This is a genomic window from Dapis purpurea BLCC-M126, from assembly GCF_050015975.1.
GTDB lineage: Bacteria > Cyanobacteriota > Cyanobacteriia > Cyanobacteriales > Microcoleaceae > Trichodesmium.
The window spans coordinates 22777-38471 of the sequence record NZ_JBNHER010000342.1 but is presented as its reverse complement, the minus strand read 5'-3'; the positions used below and the strand labels follow the sequence as shown (position 1 = coordinate 38471).

At 36.0% G+C, this 15695-nt stretch carries 13 protein-coding genes; 7 read left to right on the top strand and 6 right to left on the bottom strand.

The window, feature by feature from the left end; all coding sequences use genetic code 11:
- Positions 1-455, top strand: a 455-nt coding sequence (locus ACP6PL_RS31155) for a hypothetical protein (protein ID WP_426549254.1), incomplete at its 5' end; no start/stop codon positions are given.
- A 380-nt stretch (positions 456-835) separates the two neighbouring features.
- Here the strand turns inward: ACP6PL_RS31155 and ACP6PL_RS31150 are convergent.
- Entirely contained in the window at positions 836-1744 is a 909-nt protein-coding gene (locus ACP6PL_RS31150; protein ID WP_426549253.1) for a DMT family transporter, read from the bottom strand.
- Positions 1745-1871: 127 nt separating this feature from the next.
- A complete protein-coding gene (locus ACP6PL_RS31145) occupies positions 1872-3407 on the bottom strand; it encodes a CPBP family intramembrane glutamic endopeptidase (protein ID WP_426549255.1) in 1536 nt (511 codons plus the stop codon).
- A gap of 169 nt (positions 3408-3576) precedes the next feature.
- Between ACP6PL_RS31145 and ACP6PL_RS31140 the strand changes: the two genes are divergently transcribed.
- The 4 genes from ACP6PL_RS31140 to ACP6PL_RS31125 all read left to right on the top strand — a co-directional run bounded on the left by ACP6PL_RS31140 (position 3577) and on the right by ACP6PL_RS31125 (position 8486).
- Complete coding sequence (locus ACP6PL_RS31140; protein ID WP_426549252.1) at positions 3577-4818, top strand: RNA-guided endonuclease InsQ/TnpB family protein; 1242 nt, start codon at positions 3577-3579, stop codon at positions 4816-4818.
- Between the two features lie 207 nt (positions 4819-5025).
- On the top strand, positions 5026-6381 hold the full coding sequence (locus ACP6PL_RS31135; RefSeq protein WP_426549251.1) for a histidine phosphatase family protein: 1356 nt from the start codon (positions 5026-5028) through the stop codon (positions 6379-6381).
- A 178-nt stretch (positions 6382-6559) separates the two neighbouring features.
- Positions 6560-7858, top strand: a complete 1299-nt coding sequence (locus ACP6PL_RS31130) for a dihydroorotase (RefSeq protein ID WP_426549250.1) — start codon at positions 6560-6562, stop codon at positions 7856-7858.
- A gap of 121 nt (positions 7859-7979) precedes the next feature.
- Positions 7980-8486: a hypothetical protein gene (locus ACP6PL_RS31125; protein ID WP_426549249.1), complete on the top strand. Its 507-nt coding sequence runs from the start codon at positions 7980-7982 to the stop codon at positions 8484-8486.
- Between the two features lie 123 nt (positions 8487-8609).
- Here the strand turns inward: ACP6PL_RS31125 and lepB are convergent, their stop codons facing one another.
- Positions 8610-9245 carry a signal peptidase I gene (gene lepB / locus ACP6PL_RS31120; protein WP_426549248.1) on the bottom strand — a complete coding sequence of 212 codons (636 nt, stop codon included), beginning with the start codon at positions 9243-9245 and terminating at the stop codon, positions 8610-8612.
- A 500-nt stretch (positions 9246-9745) separates the two neighbouring features.
- Between lepB and ACP6PL_RS31115 the strand changes: the two genes are divergently transcribed.
- Positions 9746-11077, top strand: a complete 1332-nt coding sequence (locus ACP6PL_RS31115) for a dihydroorotase (protein ID WP_426549247.1) — start codon at positions 9746-9748, stop codon at positions 11075-11077.
- Positions 11078-11689: 612 nt separating this feature from the next.
- Here ACP6PL_RS31115 and ACP6PL_RS31110 read toward each other — a convergent pair.
- The 3 genes from ACP6PL_RS31110 to ACP6PL_RS31100 all read right to left on the bottom strand — a co-directional run bounded on the left by ACP6PL_RS31110 (position 11690) and on the right by ACP6PL_RS31100 (position 14546).
- Positions 11690-11929, bottom strand: a complete 240-nt coding sequence (locus ACP6PL_RS31110) for a hypothetical protein (protein WP_426549246.1) — start codon at positions 11927-11929, stop codon at positions 11690-11692.
- A gap of 180 nt (positions 11930-12109) precedes the next feature.
- Entirely contained in the window at positions 12110-12613 is a 504-nt protein-coding gene (tsaE, locus tag ACP6PL_RS31105) for a tRNA (adenosine(37)-N6)-threonylcarbamoyltransferase complex ATPase subunit type 1 TsaE (protein WP_426549245.1), read from the bottom strand.
- Between the two features lie 556 nt (positions 12614-13169).
- Positions 13170-14546, bottom strand: a complete 1377-nt coding sequence (locus tag ACP6PL_RS31100; RefSeq protein ID WP_426549244.1) for a gluconeogenesis factor YvcK family protein — start codon at positions 14544-14546, stop codon at positions 13170-13172.
- Positions 14547-14766: 220 nt separating this feature from the next.
- On the opposite strand from ACP6PL_RS31100, the gene ACP6PL_RS31095 reads away from it, so the two are divergent.
- Positions 14767-15552 (top strand): ABC transporter ATP-binding protein, encoded by a 786-nt coding sequence (locus ACP6PL_RS31095; RefSeq protein ID WP_426549243.1) that lies wholly within the window; start codon positions 14767-14769, stop codon positions 15550-15552.
- Positions 15553-15695 lie beyond the last annotated feature (143 nt).

Genomic DNA, 15695 nt, shown 5'->3' with positions numbered 1-15695 from the left:
CTCTCGATGCTGAAATTGATGAAACTGTGGCAGAGTCGGAGGATATTACTTCTGAGTCTGAGTCAGATGAAACTGTTGTAGAAGAGGAAGATATTAATTCTGATTCTGAATCTCCAGAAACTGATGATTCAGATAAAACTGTTGCACAAGGGGCAGATATTACTTCTGATTCTGATTCTGAATCTCCAGAAACTGATATTCTAACTGGTGGAGGGAAAGAAACAAATGACGAACTACTTAATGGTGAGTCGGAGTCACCCTTAGACAATTCAGATGAATTTCTACTTGCTGGAGATAAATTAGCTTCTATCCCTGAAATTGAAGTTTTAGAATTAACTACATCTGATACTATTACTCAGGATAATACCACAGGTATAACTATTGAGGAAAATGATAGTCAAGATGACGATCCAGTTTTAGCTGCCATAGAAAATACTAATAATGCACCGATTTAATTGATACCCTTCCGGTAAGGTGGTATTTGTAATCCACCTTATCACTGCATAATATTTTTTGAGGAATACCACTTTTAAAAAAGAATGCTACGAAAAGGTAGCTCTTGATCGGATGTGCTGAAAAATAGCTGCTCCAATTAATTTTAGATAGTTATATCTATCGTTTTTCCTTTTTTTTTAATGTTTATCCCTTCTTGCTTCTTCCTTCTTCCTTCTTGCTTCTTGCTTCTTCCTTCTTCCTTATTTATGCCATTTGTAGCAAACGTTTATAAAATTGGTAGAAGACAAATTATATGAAATCTCAACCAAAACAAATCATCACTTAGGTAAAGCTGCTTGGCAGGGTTTAATATTCCTTGAACAAATAGTCTCTAAATTTGTTACTTAAAAGTAAATAACAAACTAATTCCTACTACTGCCAGTAATACTCCAAAAACTGACCTAATAGTTATTTTTTCTCCTATTTGAGCAGCAATGGGAATGATAAATATTGGACTGGTAGCTAAAAGAGTTTGGGCGATACCTGCGGGAGCAAATTTGAGAGAAGTTTGTTGTAACCAAATAGCTACATAAGTACCACCAAAAGTTGCAATAAAAATTCCTCCTACAAGTTTCATTGACCAATTTATTTCTCCTAATTTTCCCTGTTGTATCCTCTGTACAAGCAACAATAATACAACAATAATTGTGCCTCCAATTAATCTAAATAAAGTGCTCCATAAAGGAATAATATTTGAGGAAATTAAAGCAAAACGGGAAATAATTATACCAGTAGAATTAGCTATTGCTGCTAATGTTGCCCAAATTATTCCTTGTTTGATATTAATATTACTAATTGCTGCACCAGGAGTTCTTTCGGATATTACCCAAGCTACACCTATTCCTGTAATTAAAATTCCGCACCAAGCACCAAAAGTTAATTGTTCTTCTAAAAAAATTAAACTTAGTAAAGCGGTTATTGGAGGAGATAAAGTTGCCATCAGGAGAGTTCTTCTTGCGCCCATATTTTTAAGGGCAGAAAAAAATGCAGTATCTCCTAAACCAATGCCAATAACACCGCTTATTACAAATAAATTAATCGTAACTAAGTTCAGTTCTGTCTGAATTTTTCCACTAATAATTAAAGTGATAAAAATCAGAGCGATCGCTATTAAACCTTTGAATAAATTCAATTTTAAGGGAGATATTTTTTGACCAAGTAAGCTATAACCTGCGGAAGATACTGCCCACAAAAATGCTGCACTTAACGCAGCTAGTTCGCCTTGAAAATTAGTAATCCATTGTTCCATAATTTTTTAAAAGCCTTCAGATTTCAGCTTTCAGCTATCAGCTATTAGAGCACTTTTCATTTTGGTATACCACAATAGGGATGTTTCAACGCTAAAAGCTGAATACTAATAGCTGAAAGCTTACATATTAAGAATTCCCACTTCCCAAAACATACAAACTTAATAATGTTCCACTATTCCATAAACTATGTAACAACATAGAAGACAAAAGATTGCGAGACCTGGTATAAACTACTCCTAAAATTATTCCCAAAATTGCTAAAGGTAATACTTCAGAAATATTCAAATGAGCCAGAGCAAATAAAAAAGCACTGGCGACAATTGCTCCCCAAAGAGGCATATATTTTGTCAAAGAAGGTAACAAAAATCCACGAAACATAATTTCTTCAAAAACTGGTGCAGCAATAGAAGCTGTAACAAAAAATAGAGATAAAGCTAATCCATCTTGCCCGTTTAAAGCAATAGGTAAAATCGGATTACTGCCACCTTGACCTTGCCATAATTGTTGATTAATTAGAGATATTAAAATTACCATTGGCAAAGCTACAAAATAACCACCTAAACCCCAGAAAAACCAACCACCACCTAAATCAAATTTAAACCAACCTTCTGGCAAGGGAAAAAATGACTTTAATGATAAATACAATACCAATAAACCGCCCAGAGAAAACAAAATATAAGTACCGAGAATATACCCTGCTTGTACCCTGACTCCCATAATTGCAGGTTGCACATTTGTGAAACTTTTAAAAATCTCTAATCCCAAAGGAATCATAATTTGCCCGACTAAGAAAAAACCCACTACAAATACTTGTAAAATTGTTTCGCTATCCCAAGTTACTTCCCAAGGTAAATCAGCATTTTTTAATAATAAAGATTCTTTTCCAGAGATTAACCATTGCACTCCTAAAAATATCAGTAATCCTACTCCAAATACTAATCCCATTCCCGGTACACCAGCAACAATTGCTAACTTTAATACTGATTGTTTGGCTATTTCTTGTTCCTGGTTTTGCAGTTCAACAAAAGCTTCTTGTCTTTCCTGCAATTTATATAATTTTTCTAACGCACGATAGCGAAACCATCCATCTAAATTTTGTTGAAATAAAGATTCTGCATTAGGTAAAATTTTGGCTGGTGTGCCCCAGATTTCTGCTAAAACTTTTGCTGTTTCTCCTAAAGGTTGATTTACTGTTTCTGACTTAGTTAAATTTTGCCAACTTTGCCTAGCTTCATTTATTTGATTTTTTTGTACTTGCAAGATGCCAATATTAATATCAAATTCATTGATTAGGTTTTTTAACTGATTGATATTATCGTTTAACTGTTGATTTTGACCTGATATCTGCTCTTCTAAAGATAAAATTTGTAATTTATTTTCTTGTTTTTCCAGTTGCTTTTGAGCTGAATCACGAGCATTTTTGTATTGTATTAATCCAGCTTGATAAGAGTCATTACCAATTAAAGCTTCACTAGCTAGATTAAAATTTTTACTATCTAAATCTTTAGGTTCCCATTCGGCAGCGTGCAACAATAAATTTGTCTGATATAACTCCAGACGACTTTGAATTTGTGGCTGAGTTACACTACTAATTAAAGAAAAACTAATAAAAGCGATCGCTACAATAGTCAGAATACTTAAAATTAACTTTTTAATTGTCATCATAAAAATTCAGTAAGTGGGAAACCAGCCAGTTTTAACGGCTGGATGGAAACAACGCGACAGGTTTTAACCCGTAGTTAAGTTGACATTCCTAGATGTTTTCGCTAAAATATTTATTATACAGCGAAAATTGATTATGTATCTTGCCCAAAAAAACAAAATTAGAAACTTGTCTAACCAAGAGTTTAAAGCCTTGCGACAGTTGTGCAGATTATCAAAAAATATGTACAACGTGGGACTTTACTCTGTGAGGCAATTCTATTTTACTGAAGGCGGATATCTAAGATATGAGTCAAATTACCATTACTGCAAAGAGAACGAAAACTACCAACTACTTCAAACTGATATTGCACAGCAAACTTTAAAAGTTGTAGATAGGTCTTTTAAGTCATTTTACAACTTAATTCAGAAGATAAAAGAAGGTAATTATCGTTTTGAACAAATACGATTGCCTAGATATCTCCATAAAGAAGGTTATTTTCCCCTAATAATACCTAGAATTAAGGTAAAAAATGGGTATTTTAATATTCCAATGTCTAGAAAATTTAAGGTTGAGTATGGTGCAGTAAGAATTCCCTTTCCGGAAAGATTAACAGGTAAAAACCTGAAGGAAGTGAGGATAATTCCTCGCTTTGATGCCAGGTTTTTTGAGGTAGAATTTATTACAGAAGAGAAACCAATAGAAACAATAAAATCTGAGAATGCACTAGCTATAGACCTTGGTTTAGACAATCTAGCAACTTGTGTATCAAATACTGGGTCGTCGTTTATCTTGGACGGTAGAAAGCTTAAATCAATCAACCAGTGGTATAACAAAGAAAATTCTAGATTGCAGTCTATAAAGGATAGACAAGGCATCAAAGGTTTAACCAAAAAACAAATTAGCATGGCGGTAAATCGGAACAATAAAGTTAGAGATTACTTAAATAAAGCAGCTAGATATTTAATCAACTGGTGTACTGAAAACAAAATATCTACTATTGTAGTTGGTGTTAATCCAGGGATCAAAAAAAATATCAATTTAGGTACAAAAACTAATCAAAGTTTTGTGCAAATACCACACCATATTTTTAGGATAAAACTAAAAGGTATGTGTATTAGATATGGTTTAACTTATCTAGAGCAGGAAGAGTCTTATACGTCTAAAGCTAGTTTTTTAGACAGGGATCAAATACCTGTTTACAATGCTGATAACCCAACAAAATATAGTTTTAGTGGTAAACGAATTAAGCGTGGTTTGTACAAAACTAAGCAAGGAAAATTGATAAATGCTGACTGTAACGGTGCTGGAAATATTGGAGCAAAAAGCAACCTGAATGGTTTTACCCCGGACAGACTAGAGGCATCTTTGGCTATGCCATTAAGGGTTAAACTTGACGTGACCTTAGTCCGTCAAATTTGTTCCGCTTAAGAATCCACACGGATTTATCCCGTGGAGTGTCAATAATATCTCCCTAACTAAATACTATTCAAATCACTGTAGCGTGAAACTTTTCCGACTATACAATTACTTTTGACTTTTGACTTTTGACTTTTGACTTCGTAGGTATAAGACCCAAAACAATGTAAAATTCAGTCTGTTGCACAGTTCCCAACCAATCTATAACCTAAATTATCGATGAGTACCCGTGTTATTCTTGTGCGTCATGGCCAAAGCACCTATAATATAGAACGTCGAATTCAAGGTCGCCTTGATGAGTCAGTTCTCACAGAGACAGGCCAAAATACTGCTCGTCAGGTAGGTGAAGCTCTTAAAAGTCTAAAGTTTGATGCTATTTATAGTAGTCCCCTACAAAGAGCAAAGCAAACTGCTGAAATTATTCACTCCTATTTGGAGTCTCCCCCCCCAGTCGAAATCAAAGAAAACTTAAGAGAAATTGATTTACCTTCGTGGGCAGGAATGTTGCGTGAAGAGGTGATAGAGAAATATCCAGAAGATTATAGTTTATGGAAAAATAGTCCTCACGAACTTTGTATGGAGGTCTCAACAGCAGAGGGTCAAACCAAGCATTTTCCTGTATTATCTTTGTTTGAGCAAGCTCATAAGTTTTGGCCTGAGATTTTGACTAGCCCTCATAAAACTGTTCTAGTTGTGGCGCACAATGGTATTAATCGCTGCCTCATTTCTACAGCTTTGGGAATACAAGCATCTTATTACCACTCCATTCAACAATCTAATTGTGGGATTAATATACTTAACTTTACTCCTCCTTATCCATCTTTTTCTGGAGAATATGAGCCAGGAGGAGCTGTACAGTTAGAATCAATGAATCTCACGACTCAGATTGGTGAAAAGTTTCCCAAACCTAGAGATAAACATAAAGGTCCCCGGTTGTTACTGGTGCGTCACGGTGAGACTGACTGGAACCGAGATGGTAAGTTTCAGGGACAAATTGATGTGCCACTTAATGATAATGGTAGGGTACAAGCTGGCCAAGCTGCGGATTTTCTCAAGGATGTACATCTAGATTTTGCTGTGAGTAGTTCGATGCTACGCCCCAAAGAAACGGCAGAGATTATTTTGCAGCATCACCCAGATGTAGAGTTAAAGTTATATGATGGGTTATGGGAAATTAGTCACGGTCTCTGGGAAGGAAAGTTTGAGTCAGAAATTGAAGACGGTTTTCCTGGGTTATTGAAACAGTGGAAAGAATTTCCAGAAACGGTACAAATGCCAGAGGGTGAAAATTTACAGCAGGTTTGGGAAAGAGCGCTGGTTAGTTGGAAAGAGATTATTCGGTCGGTTTCTGGTACTGGTATTGTAGTTGCCCATGATGCTATTAATAAGGCTATTCTTTCTCAATTATTTGGTTTGGAACCTCAACATTTCTGGAATTTTAAGCAGGGTAATGGAGCAGTTAGTGTAATTGATTATCCTCAAGGTCCAGATGGACTTCCCGTATTAGAGGTAATGAATATTACCTCTCATTTGTCTGGGGGTATTCTCGACAAAACGGCGGCAGGGGCGTTGTAGTTCCGTGACACGCCTAAAATGTTGCATAGATCTACTAAACTTATTGCTCTATTTTAGCTGTGTCGGTCTCAAACTCTCAAATATAGTTACAGCAAGAATGTAGGGGCGATTCGCGTTTGAGGATTATTCCAAGAGAATTGCCCCTAATGACTTCTGACTTCAGCCATACCTTCTTGACATGAGCAGCAAATTATTTCAACAAGTCCGAATATTAGACCCACTTTCCAACACAGACAAAATTGGTGATGTATTAATAATTGATGGAAAAATAGCAGCGGTTGAGGAAAATATTTCTCAGTTCCCAACTAAAACAGATATTCAAGATTGTCGGGGATTAATTTTAGGTCCTGGTTTAGTAGACTTATATAGTCATAGTGGGGAACCAGGGTTTGAGGAACGAGAAACTATAGAGTCTTTAATCGAAACTTCTAGAGCAGGTGGTTTTACTAGATTAGCAATTTTGCCGGATACTTTTCCTCCTATGGATAATCCTGCTGGTTTGGCAAGATTACAAAATTTGGTAACTCAGGTAACTGATAAGTCTGCTTTTCCTCTTCTTTATTATTGGGGTGCTATTACCGAAGGTGTAAAAGGTGAGCAAATGACTGAGTTGGGAGAATTAGCAGCAACGGGAGTTGTAGGCTTTGCTGATGGTTTGTCTTTAGAAAATCTTGGTTTGTTACGGCGAGTTTTGGAATATTTGAAACCTCTGAATAAATCTGTAGCTTTGTTTTGCAATAATTCTGGGTTGGCAGGTAATGGGGTGATGCGAGAGGGGTATGATTCTATTCGCTTAGGTTTGCCTGGGGTTCCGACGATGGCTGAGACTTCTGCTTTGGCTGCTGTGTTAGAGTTAGTAGATACTATTGGTACTCCGGTTCATATTATGCGAGTTTCTACTGCTCGGAGTGTGGAGTTGATTGGAGCTGCTAAAAGTAGGGGTTTGCCTATTACTGCTAGTACAACTTGGATGCACTTGTTGTTGGATACTCAAGCTATAGAGGGTAAGTCTCCTTTGGGTACTGAGTTTGTTCCTTATGACCCAAATTTACGTTTAGAACCTCCTCTAGGAAATAAGAGCGATCGCTTGGCTTTAGTTCAAGGTATTAAGGATGGAGTGTTAGATGCTATTGCTATTGACCATAGTCCTTATTCTTATGAAGAGAAAACAGTAGCTTTTTCTGAAGCACCCCCAGGAACAATAGGGCTAGAAATAGCATTACCTTTATTATGGCAGAATCTTGTCGAAACAGGTGAATTGTCTGCTTTAGATTTATGGAGAGTATTGAGTACAACTCCTAGCAAATGTTTAGGATTAAGTCCTGGAGATATAAGACCCCAAAAGTCAGCAGAAGTTACTCTATTTGCGCCTCAAGAAATTTGGGTAGTTGAAAGACAGACTCTTAAGTCTTGTTCTATCAATACACCTTGGTTGGGAAAAGAAATTCAAGGTCGTGTTCTGGAGTTGAAATTTTAAAGGATATGACTTTTGATCCTTAATATACTCCGAAACACTAAAAAGACTTTTTCAGCAAACCCTAATTATCAATTATTAAAATAGTTACTTAGTTTATCCAAAATATATTCCGAAATAGTTTATGAAAGATACAAACACTGAAACTAAACCAGATAAAGTTGGTACAACAGAAGCAGCATTTCTTCTAAATATTTCTACTGCCAGACTCAGGTTACTTTTGAGGCAAGGTCGTCTCAAAGGAGCCAAAAAAGTTAAACGCTTTTGGGTAATTCCTTTAAATGGTCGAGGAATGCCAGAAATTACACCAGGTCGTCGAGGTCCTCAAGGAACTTGGAATAAAGGATTCCGTACAGGCAATACTTTTATCCATGTGCTGCGAAGAGAAATTGACCACAACCGAGACCACGGCACATCTCTTCCAGCTATTTCTATCAAACAAGGAGACAGAAACGACCGCTGCCACGAAGTAGAAATTCTGGGAAACTGCAAAATAGTCTATCGCCCTCATAAACCTAACAGAAGTCAAGCAGGTGGTGCCCGCCTATGGATTGAGGTAGAGCCTGATGTTGAAATTATTCGCAAATTTTTCCGGGATACGGAACGAGATAAAATTTTACAACCTATTTAGGATTGCTATAATAAACCTCTCCAATAATAAAAAACAAAATAAATTATTCCACAGAAATTATCAATCTTTCCCCCTATCTCCTACTACCTCTTTTCTGGAGATGTTTAATAACTGAAATAACTTTTATTTGTATAGTGGTAGTTCGTCTATTGTACCAAGACTATCAAGAGGCCAAAAGCGAAATATAGCTCGACCAATAATATTTTCATAAGGTACAAAACCCCAACACCGCCCATCATAACTATGATTACGATTATCCCCCATAACCAAATAAGAATTTTGAGGCACTGTCACAGGTTGAGAAAGAAATCTTTTATCAGGAGGACAAACATCTATTCTTGTTTGTTGGTGATTAACCTTTCTCGCCTCAAGTTCTGCTGGATTCAAATCTGAAGCGACATAAGTTTCTTCTACTACCTGATTATTCACATATACTCTTCCATCCTTCAATTCTACTCTATCTCCAGGCAATCCAACTATCCGTTTAATAAAAGCATCTTTGTACTGAGTTTTAAGTTCATTTGTTGGATTAAAAACCACAATATCCCCTCTTTCCGGCTCTTTGAATTGATAACCCAATTTATCTATAATCAAACGGTCATTAATTTGTAATGTTGGTAGCATTGAACCAGAAGGAATATAACGTGCTTCGGCAACAAATTGACGAATTCCTATGGCTAAAATCACGCTAAGTCCAATAGTTTTGATTGACTCAATCAAAGGATTTTCTTCATTTGAATTTTCTTCTTTATTCATCATTTATATTTATCAAATAATTAATTTTAAAATACTGGTTTTGTTTATGGGTTTAACCCCTTGCTGATTCAGGATTTGTTTGACTTTACATAACTATTAAAAAGATTATTGAGCATAAATCAGATAAGTTCACAATTGTCAGACTACATTTTTAGGTTTCTGAGTTTATAGTCATAATTATATCTATTTTATCAAACTATAATATATTAAAATAAAAATAATATTATAGCCTTTCTAAAGTTACTGAGGTATAGTTATTTGTGTTATTTTTTATTTCATATTTCCCAAATTACTGAAAAATTAAGGTATAGGCCCTCTACATTCATGGAGAAAAAGCAGTCGATTGGATATCTCGAGGTTCCCCACTCTTTCAGAAGTACTCTGGTTAGCCAATCCTCTTTAATTTATAAGAAGAGGTAATTCTAAATTTAAATTCTAAATTCTAAATTCTTGAATACTCCCTACTCCCTAAAACAATATAAATTTAAAACCAAATTTTTATCATGTCTCCTATCTCTTCTTTATTGATTCGTCGTGCCCGCATCCTTTTACCTGATGGGGGATTTTTGGTTGGTGATGTCCAAACTCAAGGCCGAGAAATTATTCAAGTCGCTCCAGAAATTTCATCTTCGGAAGCTCCAGAAAAAATCATAGATGCCGAAGGTTTAACTTTATTACCAGGAGTAATTGACCCCCAGGTACATTTTCGGGAACCTGGATTAGAACATAAGGAAGATTTATTTACTGCTAGTCGAGCTTGTGTAAAAGGTGGTGTTACTTCTTTTCTGGAAATGCCTAATACTAAACCTTTGACTACGACTCAAGCAGCATTGGATGATAAGTTACAACGAGCAGCCCAAAAATGTTTAGTTAATTTCGGTTTTTTTATTGGGGCAACGGCAGAAAATTTACCTGATTTATTAACAGCTAATCCTACTCCTGGAATTAAAATTTTTATGGGTTCTATGCACGGACCTTTGTTAGTAGATACGGAGGAAAAATTAGAGCCTATTTTTGCTAGGGGAAAAAGGTTAATTGCTGTTCATGCAGAAAATCAAGCTCGAATTGATGCCAGGAAAAAAGAGTTTGCTGGTATTTCTGACCCTGCGATTCATTCACAAATTCAGGATAATGAAACTGCTTTATTGGCAACTAAGATGGCTTTGAAATTGTCGAAAAAGTATGAGCGGAGGTTACATATTTTGCATACTTCGACTGGAGATGAAGCTGAATTGTTGCGTCAGGATAAACCTAGTTGGGTGACTGCTGAAGTTACGCCTCAACATTTGTTATTAAATACGAGTGCTTATGAAAAAATTGGTACTTTAGCTCAGATGAATCCTCCTTTAAAATCTGCTCGTGATAATGATATTTTATGGCAAGCTTTATTGGATGGGGTAATTGATTTTATTGCGACGGATCATGCTCCTCATACTTTGGAAGAAAAAGGTAAAGGTTATCCGAATACTCCTTCAGGAATGCCAGGGGTGGAAACTTCTTTACCTTTAATGTTGACTCAAGCTATCCAGGGAAGATGTTCTGTTGCTCAAGTTTCTAATTGGATGTCTACTGCTGTGGCTAAAGGTTATGGAATTCCGAAAAAGGGAGCGATCGCTCCTGGTTTTGATGCGGATTTAATATTAGTCGATCTGGATAATTATCGCCCGGTTTTAAAAGAGGAATTAATGACAAAATGTGGGTGGAGTCCGTTTGAAGGATGGAGTTTAACTGGTTGGCCTGTGGTTACTATTGTTGGCGGAGAAGTTGTGTTTAATCGTGGTGAATTTAATTCTGAAGTTCGGGGTCAAGCTTTGACATTTTCTGCAGCTACCTAATTAATTTTTGCGGGTAGAGATTGGACAGACTTAGAAGGAATAGAACCTATTATATAGGGATGGATACTCAAGAATATGTTACCTGGATAAGACTAGGAGAGTTTCCAGAGTTAGAAATTAAACAAAAGAAATTGAGTAATTAACAGTAAATATAGAAGAAAGTCTCCAGAATGTAACTCACTGATTGATAGACACTGCACCAGTTATTTACTAGATCGAACAAAACCCCCAATACCCAGCAAAAACAAGAGCATTATTTAATTATAAAAGTCTTTTAATCGCCCTTATTATCCGTATGCTTTTTTTTTATTGGTATAATTTAAAATTAATCTAATAGGTAACCTAAAAAAAGCCCCCAGCAAAATTCTACTGGGGTAGTAAACTCCTAGGCAGTATTATTCTAATCTCTGCCACTACTACCAATAGTTATCAGTAAATTGGTCAGAGCTAACAGTTAACAGAGTGCCAAGGAGTGAACAGAAAAAATTTGTAAATTTCTCAATAGTCTTGTAATATAATTGAGAAAGCAAGTAATAATATTAAGTTGAACTAAAAGTCCATCTTAATAATCCTAGACCAAAACTTTAAGTGTTAGTTTTAGGAGTATGTTAATTACTTCAAATAGCATTTAGTCCAACCCTTACCTGGTTGATAATAGTTGCCACCAACAATTGCTTCCATTTCCTCTGGCTTCAACTCTAAAAAATCCTCATCTAGCTTTTTCTCTGGGTTAGTATTGTTGATCTTCTGAATTTGAAAGTTTTTTAAGGAAGAGCTAAGTTTTTGTTTAGACATTTGTTGGTCTCCAATTTTTCTATGGTTAGTGGAATTAGACTTTTTGTCTAGTTCCATTTTTATTATGGCAAACCAAACACCAGTTTTTACAAGGGGGTTGACAAAATCAAAAAGACATAATTGTGTCAATTATCTCCTCTAAAAAAGTATAAAAGTAGTTCCCCAATAAAGGATAAATGATTGGAAAATTGTATTATCCATGGTTTAATTTGATAATTTTGTATGCAATTTTCTCAATCAACTTTCAATACTAAATTTTTCCCAATCAAAATTAAGCTTACCAATAGAAATCAATTTAGCGTGGCGTCCACGGAGCGTTTGATCAACAGTATCTCCTGCCTCAGAAAAACTCAAACAAACCCGTAAAAAATCTGGAGGATAATAAACCAGCTTCTCAGCCCATTCAATCGCCACAATACCCAAAGGCACTTCTAAACCTTCCCAATAAATCTCCAAATTTAAAGCCTCAATCTCAGAACTTTCTAAACGATATAAATCAAAATGATAAAGAGGAATTTTGCCAGAAAAATATTCATTAATTAAAGTAAATGTAGGGCTATCAATTGTTTCAGTTATTCCCAAACCAGCACCAATACCTTGAACCAAAGTAGTCTTACCAGCACCTAAATTTCCTTCCAATAAAATTACACTACCAGCAGGTAAAAATTCCCCCAAACTTTTACCAAGATTGTAAGTAGCTGCTGCATTTTCTAGTGACAAAAAAAATTCTTGACTCTTCATTTAATTATTAATTTTTAAACTGGCTATTTCAGTTATCACTTATCAGTTATACCAAATACGGTTATTAAAAGTACCTTTCTCAAAATCCTCTATAACCATCTCCCCACCTCCCCAAAAGGATACTCTATAAACCGGATTTAGTATTATCAGTATCTCCTACTGAAGTAGGAAACTTGAAATACTGAATTTAATTTTTTTCTTGGTGGATTGGATATAGCGTTTTGCTGCACAACATGAAAAAGAAGCGGCTCTGCAATAGCGGGAAACCTCGCCATCTATAGACCGCTTTTTATCTCCTTTAAAGGCTATGCTTTATCAAAATCTTTCTTCAAATTAAACTTGACAAAATAAAGAAATTATCTATTTGCTATTAAATGGATATTTCCCAATAGTAAATGTATTTAAAATACGTTTTTTTCTAATGAATAATTTAGCTTTCATTCTCCAATCTTAAAATTTAATTCCAACTATTCTTCTCTTCATCTTCCGACACTTCCCTTAATTCAATCTTTTTTCCTTCTTCCTTCTCTCCTAGATAACTAAAGCCTTCTTTCTTTTAAATCTGACTATACCACTGTAATAAAACCTGTGCCAACATCGTAGAATCATGGCGAACAAAACCAGTTTGTTTATCCTCATACATCACATTAGTTAAAAGAATTTTCCGTCCCAAATTTCTAACTGCTTCTCGGTCAAGAAAAACCGGATGAGAATCTTCTTGAGCATACTTAATCAATGCTTGTGCTGAAGGACTTTTTCCCTGCACTAAAACAGTATCAAATAATCGTTTACCACAAGCAACATCAATAGCACGAATATGGTCAGCTACACTATATCCAGTAGTTTCCCCAGGCTGAGTCATAATATTACAAACATAAATACTAGGAATATTTCTTAAAGCAATTGCCTCAGCAATTTCAGATACTAATAAATTAGGAATAACGCTAGTATATAAACTCCCAGGACCAATAATAATATATTCAGCTTCTTCTATAGCTTGCAAAACTTTAGGCAAAGCAGGAGGATTTTCAGGAGTACAACCTATTTTGACAATTTTACCCCCTGCTTCAGTAATATTAGACTCACCCTCAATACGTCGCCCATCTGCCAATTCGGCCCACAGGTTAACATCAGTCAAAGTAGCAGGCAAAACCTGACCTTGTACAGCTAAAACCTTTGAACTAGCTGCAACAGCTCTTTCTAAATCACCTGTCACCTCACTCATTGCTGTAAGGAAAAGGTTGCCAAAACTGTGACCCACTAACCCATCACCAGCACGAAACCGATATTGAAACAACTCGGTTAACAACTTTTCCTCGTTAGCTAAAGCTGCCAAACAATTCCGAATATCTCCTGGTGGCAGTACCCCTATCTCTCGGCGCAACCTACCAGAAGACCCACCATCATCAGCCACCGTCACAACAGCAGTAATATTAGCACTATCACCCTTGAGACCTCGTAATAAAGTGGAAAGACCAGTACCCCCACCAATGGCTAAAATTTTAGGACCTTTATTTAATCGTCGATGGGTAAGTAACCGATCTACAAGTTTTTCATTTCCCTCTGGCATTAAAACTTGGGTAATGGTATTTAAGCTGCGGTTTTGGCCTAAAAAGATAAATAGTAAGCCAGCAAGGATAACTAGAGGACCAGAAATATAGTTAGGGAGTATTGTTGTAACCCACCCCAAAAATTCCCTAAGTTTTTGTAGAGTGTAAAAAATAGGGGTCATTCCCGTCCATATTGCCAGTCCTAAACTACTTAGTAGTACACCAGAAGCACTCAAAAGTAACCACCGTTTGACAAATAGCCCTGGGGCCAACCATTTAAACCATTGGCTAACTATCCGAGAGGGACTATTTTGACGTTTTACAATAGAGAAGTTACTTTTGAGAAAGATGCGTAGAGTTTTCTTGAGTAAACCAGTTGACATAAGAATTTTAGCCTTAGCTGAATTAAAAACAAATTTTTCTAAAAATACTATCTACATAAAGAGGATTCTGGCACTATTATGGCGCTTCAGGACCAAATTTTTTTGGGGATGAAATGTAGCAAACTCAAAATATTTACCAGGGAATAGGGAATAGAAGGATGTCCTAACGTATTTACCTAGTGCTATATAATATAGTGCGAAGAAAGTCCATCTCTAATTTATGAACCATGAACCTTTAATTCAACTCAAGGGAGTTAGTAAGTCATTTGGAGAAAATGTTGTCTTAGATGAGGCAGACTTAACAATTTATCGTGGAGAAGCATTAGCTATTATTGGTCCGTCGGGTACTGGTAAATCTACAGTTCTCAGAATTATTGCTGGTTTATTAATTCCTGATGCTGGAGAAGTTTATGTCCATGGAAAGCAAAGAGTTAGATGGATGGATGACTTGAAAGATCCAATTACTATTGGTATGGTGTTTCAGAATGCAGCTCTGTTTGACTCGTTGACGGTAGAGGAGAATGTCGGTTTTCTTTTGTATCAACATTCTAAGTTATTACGTTCCCAGATTCAGGAGTTGGTGAACCAGAAGTTAGAAATGGTGGGTTTGGGTAAAATTGGCGATCGCTATCCGGCAGAGTTATCTGGTGGGATGCGTAAACGGGTTAGTTTTGCTAGAGCGATTATTACTAATCCAGAAAATCCCCATGACGATCCAGATGTATTATTATACGATGAGCCTACCGCTGGTCTAGACCCCATCGCTTCTACTGTCATTGAGGATCTAGTCCGTCACATACAATATGTGGATGGTGGCTGTAGCACTTATGTTATGGTGACTCATCAACATAGTACCATTCGTCGCACAGCAGACAGAATTGTATTTCTTTACCAGGGTAAAGTTCAGTGGGAAGGTAGTGTCGATGAAATTGATACTGTGGATAATCCTCTGGTACAACAATTTTTTACGGGTAGTGTAGATGGGCCAATTCACGTTGTGGGTTAAGGAAGTCAGAACTTAGAAGTTATAAGTCAGAAGTTGTTTTTGTCACAGAGATTTTGATCAACCCTCCAATGTCAAGATTGCTACATTGGGATAAATAGAAAATAAATGTAGTGATTAGACCATATATTTATTGATTATAAAGT

Coding starts and splice junctions, on each gene's coding strand:
- ACP6PL_RS31125 (WP_426549249.1), top strand. CDS start 7,980: ATGAAAGATACAAACACTGAAACTAAACCAGATAAAGTTGGTACAACA.
- ACP6PL_RS31135 (WP_426549251.1), top strand. CDS start 5,026: ATGAGTACCCGTGTTATTCTTGTGCGTCATGGCCAAAGCACCTATAAT.
- tsaE (WP_426549245.1), bottom strand. CDS start 12,613: ATGAAGAGTCAAGAATTTTTTTTGTCACTAGAAAATGCAGCAGCTACT.
- ACP6PL_RS31145 (WP_426549255.1), bottom strand. CDS start 3,407: ATGACAATTAAAAAGTTAATTTTAAGTATTCTGACTATTGTAGCGATC.
- ACP6PL_RS31150 (WP_426549253.1), bottom strand. CDS start 1,744: ATGGAACAATGGATTACTAATTTTCAAGGCGAACTAGCTGCGTTAAGT.
- ACP6PL_RS31130 (WP_426549250.1), top strand. CDS start 6,560: ATGAGCAGCAAATTATTTCAACAAGTCCGAATATTAGACCCACTTTCC.
- ACP6PL_RS31110 (WP_426549246.1), bottom strand. CDS start 11,929: ATGGAACTAGACAAAAAGTCTAATTCCACTAACCATAGAAAAATTGGA.
- lepB (WP_426549248.1), bottom strand. CDS start 9,245: ATGATGAATAAAGAAGAAAATTCAAATGAAGAAAATCCTTTGATTGAG.
- ACP6PL_RS31095 (WP_426549243.1), top strand. CDS start 14,767: ATGAACCATGAACCTTTAATTCAACTCAAGGGAGTTAGTAAGTCATTT.
- ACP6PL_RS31115 (WP_426549247.1), top strand. CDS start 9,746: ATGTCTCCTATCTCTTCTTTATTGATTCGTCGTGCCCGCATCCTTTTA.
- ACP6PL_RS31100 (WP_426549244.1), bottom strand. CDS start 14,546: ATGTCAACTGGTTTACTCAAGAAAACTCTACGCATCTTTCTCAAAAGT.